Here is a 5,156-nt window from a genome sequence, read left to right as displayed (position 1 = left end):
GGTGTCATCAAGATGGTGGAGGCCATGCGCCACGGCGTGATGCCCAAGACCCTCCACGTCGACGCGCCGACGCCTGGAGTGGATTGGAGCTCGGGCGGAGTCTCGCTGCTGACGGAGGCCACGGCGTGGCCGGCGACGGGCAGGCCGCGCCGGGCGGGTGTCTCCTCCTTCGGTATCAGCGGCACCAACGCCCACGTCATTCTCGAACAGGCCCCGGTCCAGCACACCGCGCCCGCGCCCGCCCCGGTCCGCCCCGGGCAGCGGTCCGGAGCGGCCGTGCCCTGGCTGCTGTCGGGCCGTACCGCCAAGGGGCTGCGCGCCCAGGCCGTACGGCTGCGTGACCGCCTCCGCGAGCGGCCCGACCTGCGGCCGCTCGACGTCGGCTATTCCCTCGCCACCACCCGTACCGCCTTCGCGCACCGCACGGCTCTGGTGGCCGCCACCCGCGAGGAGCTGCTGGCCGGCGTGGAGGAACTGATCTCCGGCGCGGGCACCGCCACCGCCGCGTCAGGACGACCTCCCGGCGGGCGACTGGCGTTCCTCTTCGGCGGCCAGGGCAGCCAGCGGGCCGGAGCTGGGCGGCAACTCGCGGCGACCTACCCGGTGTTCGAGGCCGCGTTCGACGCGGTCTGCGCGGAGCTGGACCCGCATCTCGACCCGCCGCTGCGCGAGGTGGCCTTCGCCGAACCGGACACCGACGCGGCCGCGCTGCTCGACGAGACCGGTTACACCCAGCCCGCCCTGTTCGCGGTCGAGGTGGCGCTGTTCCGGCTGCTGGAGCACTTCGGCCTTCGGCCCGACGTACTCGCCGGGCACTCGATCGGCGAGCTGGCCGCCGCTCACGTCGCGGGAGTCCTGAGCCTGCCGGACGCCGCCGTACTGGTGGCGGCCCGGGCCCGGCTGATGCAGGCGCTGCCGCCGGGCGGCGCGATGGTGGCGGTGCGGGCCGCGGAGGACGAGGTCGTACCGCTGCTCGTCGAAGGAGCGGTGGTCGCGGCGGTCAACGGACCGTCCACCGTGGTGCTCTCGGGGGAGACGGACGCCGTGTCGGCCGTCGCCGAGCGGCTGCGGGAGCGCGGCCGGCGCGTCAGCCGGCTGCGGGTCAGCCACGCCTTCCACTCCCCGCGCATGGACCCGATGCTCGACCGGCTGCGGAAGGTGGCCGAGGGTCTGACCTTCCACGAACCGGAGATCCCGCTGGTCTCCACGGTCACCGGGCGCCCGGTGACGGGCGCGGAACTCGCCGTACCGGCGTACTGGGCCGAGCAGGCCCGCCGCCCGGTGCGGTTCCACGACGCCGTGCTGCACATGGCGGGTGACGGGGTCCGTACGTTCCTCGATCTCGGACCGGACGGCGTGCTGAGCGCACTGGCCGCCGACCCGGCGGACCCGGCGGTGTCGGCGCTGCCCGCGCTGCGCCGGGACCGGCCGGAACCCGACGCCGTCGCCGACGCGCTGGCCCGGCTGCATGTGCGGGGCGTGCCGGTCGACTGGCACGCCTACTTCGAGGGGACCGGCGCCCGGCAGGTCGACCTGCCCACGTACGCCTTCCAGCAGGAACGTTTCTGGCTGGAGGAACCCGCTGGCACCGGCCCCGGCGGCCTGGCGGGAGCCGGCCTCGGCACGCCGGGCCATCCGCTGCTGGGCGCCCGGGTGGATCTGCCCGACGGCGGCGGCGTGCTCTTCACCGGCAGCCTCTCGGCCCGGTCGCAGCCGTGGCTCGCCGACCACACCGTGCACGGCGACACCCTCCTGCCCGGCTCCGCCTTCGTGGAGATCGCGCTGTGGGCCGGGGCCCAACTCGACCGCGCCCGCCTCGCCGAACTCACCCTGGTCGCTCCGCTGGTCCTGCCGCGGCGGGACGGCGTCCCGCTGCGGGTGCAGATCGACGAGGGCGACGACGCCGGGCGCCGGCTGCGGGTGTACACCCGGCAGGACGACGCCCCGGCGGACGACTCGTGGACCCTGCACGCCACGGGGCTGCTGACACCCGACCGGCCACCCGCCGCCCCACCGGCCGGCGCCTGGCCGCCGCCCGGTGCCACCCCTGTCCCGCCGGACGAACTGGACGGGATGTACGAGGACCTGGCGGCCACCGGCGTCGCCTACGGCCCGGCCTTCCGGGGCCTGCGCGCGGCGTGGCGGCTCGGTGACCAGGTGCTCGCCGAGGTGGCCCTGCCGGGCCCGGCCGCGGGCGACGCCGGGCGCTTCGCGCTGCACCCGGCCCTGCTCGACGCGGCCCTCCACGCCGCCGCCCTGCTCACCCCGCCCGACCGCACCGCGCCACCCCGCCTGCCCTTCGCCTGGCACGGCGTCACACTCCACAGCGAGGCCGCGGCCAGCCTCCGCGTACGCCTGACCCCGCACGGCGCCGACGACCTGTCCCTCGACCTCACCGACCGATCCGGGCTGCCGGTCGCCTCAGTGGACTCCCTCCTCCTCCGCCCCTCCGCACCTGACCGCGTCCGCCGGACCGAGGGCTCGCTGTACGAGGTCCGCTGGCAGCCGGTCCCAGCCCCGGCCGAGGGGGCGGCGCCCGCCGGGAACTTGAGGTGGGCGGCGATCGGTGGGGACGGACGGTCCGCTGCTGGCGCTGCGGCCGATCGTGGCGCTTTGCACGCGGGGGCCGATCGTGGCGCGGCCCTTGCGCCGGACGTGGTCCCGGCGGTGCAGGGCGCGGACGGATCGAGCGCCGCTGCCGACGCGGCGGCAGCAGACCCGGACGGCGTCCGGCGTGCGGAGCTTGACGGTCTGCCCATGGTGGTCGGCGCGGACGGACCGGTTGCCGCCGAGGCCGACCCCGGTGCCCTGCCGGCAGGGGTCGATGGGGGCGAAGCCCCTGCGGACGACGCTGCGTCGATGTCGCTGGATGGAGACGGATCGTCCGCCGCTGGCCCTGCGGCGGCGGCCGATCGCGAGGTTGCCCGGCCTGCGGACCCGGACCCTGGCGCTCTCCCTGTGGGGGTCGATCGTGGCGCGGCCCTTCTGCCGGACGGGGTTGCGGTGGTGCTCGGCGGAGGCGGGCCGGCACTTGCCGCCGAGGCCGACCCCGATGCCCTGCTCGCGCCGGTCGATCGGGGTGAGGCCTCCGCGCCCGGCGTTGTGTCGATGTCGCTCGGCGGGGACGGACTGATCGCCGCCGAGGCCGATGCTCTGCTCGCGGCTGTGGGCCCGGGCGCCACCCGGCATGCCGACCTCGACGCCCTCCTCGCGGCGGTCGATCGGGGCGAGACCCTCGCACCTGATGTCGTCCTGATGCAACTCGGCGGGACACCCACAGGTCACAACGTCGCCGCGGCGGCCCGCGGCGCGGTCAGTGCCGCCTTGCGGCTCCTCGCCGGGTGGACGGCGCAGCGGCGGCTGACGGACGCGCGGCTGGTTCTGGTGACCCGGGGTGCCGTGGTCGCCACGCGGACGGGGTCCGGCCCGGACCCCGCGCTGGCCGCCGTCTGGGGCCTGGTGCGGTCGGTGCAGAGCGAGCGCCCCGGTCGGGTGGTGATCGTGGACCTGGACGACGACCCGGCCTCGGCGCGGGCCCTGCCGCTCGCCGTCCGCTCCGGCGAGCCCCAACTGGCCGTGCGCGCCGGGACCGTACTCGTCCCCCGGCTGACGGTGGCCGGCCCGCAGACGGCCGCCGCACCGGTGTTCGGGCCCGCCGGCACCGTGCTCGTCACCGGGGGCACCGGCGCGCTGGGCGGGCTCGTCGCCCGGCATCTCGTCGAAGCCCACGGCGTCCGCCGTCTGCTGCTGGCCGGCCGGCGGGGGGAGTCCGCACCCGGTGCGGAGGCACTCGAACGCGAACTGACCGCGCTCGGCGCCGAAGTGCGGATCGCCGCCTGTGACGTGTCCGAGGACGGCCGGCTGGCGGCCCTGCTCGCCTCGGTGCCCGCCGCGCATCCGCTCACCGCCGTGGTGCACTGCGCCGGGGTGCTGGACGACGGCGTCCTGGAGTCGCTCACCCCGGACCGCGTCGACCGGGTGATGCGTCCGAAGGCGGATGCTGCCTGGCGGTTGCATGAGTTGACCCGGGGGCTGGAGCTGTCGGCGTTCGTGCTGTTCTCGTCGGTGGCCGGGCTGTTCGGTTCGGCGGGTCAGGGGAACTACGCGGCGGCCAATGCCTTTCTGGACGCGCTGGCCGAGCGGCGCAGGGCCGAGGGACTGCCCGCCACCTCGCTGGCCTGGGGCTGGTGGGAGGACGCGCGGGGCATGGCGGGCGACCAGGGCGAAGCGGGGCGGGCCCGGATGGCCAGGTCGGGACTGGCGCCGCTGGGCCACGCCGACGGACTGGCCCTGTTCGACGCGGCCCTGCGCAGCGGCACGGCGGCGCTCGTCCCGATCCGTACCGACCCGGAGTCGCTGCGTGCCCAGGCCCGGCACGGCACGCTCGCACCGGTGCTGCGCGAACTGGCCGGAGTTCGGCCCCGCCACGAGACGGCCGGTGCGGCCGGCGGAGCTGAACCGGAGTCCTGGCGGCAGCGATTCGACGCCGCCGGGCCGGAGCAGCGGGAGCCGCTGCTGTGGGACTTGGTACGCCGCGAGGCGTCCCGGGCGCTCGGCCGCTCACCGCTCGCCGCGCTCGACGCGGACAGCGGACTGCTGGACCTGGGCTTCGACTCACTGACCGCGGTGGAACTGCGCAACCGGCTCAGTGACATCTGCGGTGTGCCACTGCCCACCACCCTGGTCTTCGACCACCCCACCCCGGCGCGACTGGCCGGCTACCTGTACGAGGAGTTGGCCCGCGGCGCCGGGCCGGCCACGAGCGGGTCACCGCTGGCCGCACTGGAGGGTCTGGAACGGATGCTCGACGCCGCACCCCCCGACCCCGCCCTGCGCGCCGCACTGGAGCAGCGCCTGCGGGCCCTGCTGTCCGGATGGCAGCGCGGCGGCCGCTCCCCAGCTACCCCGGCCGGCCCGCCGGCCCCCGGCAACGGATTCGAGAACGCCACCCAGGACGAGCTGCTCGACTTCATCGACAACAACCTCAGGCGCTCTTAGGCCGGGCTTGACCAACCCGTCTCCCGGCCACCGCCGGGAGACGCCGTGGGCCCCGCCCCGGCGGGCGGACGGCGCGATCCGCCCGACACGGCCCAGCGCGTTCCCGCACCTGTCCGCCCGACGACGAGTGAGGTTCCCCGATGCCCGACGACGAGAAG

Annotated in this window: 1 protein-coding gene; it reads left to right on the top strand. The window is 76.3% G+C overall.

Translation table 11 applies throughout. From position 1 onward, the window contains the following. Positions 1 to 4,998 (top strand): SDR family NAD(P)-dependent oxidoreductase (locus tag ACFO3J_RS28570; RefSeq protein ID WP_449343659.1); only part of this gene is annotated, 4,998 nt, incomplete at its 5' end. Positions 4,999 to 5,156: the final 158 nt, after the last annotated feature.

This window comes from Streptomyces polygonati (assembly GCF_042650325.1).
Classification (GTDB): domain Bacteria; phylum Actinomycetota; class Actinomycetes; order Streptomycetales; family Streptomycetaceae; genus Actinacidiphila; species Actinacidiphila polygonati.
The sequence above is the reverse complement of the archived record's forward strand: the minus strand, read 5'-3'. Positions and strand labels throughout refer to the sequence as shown.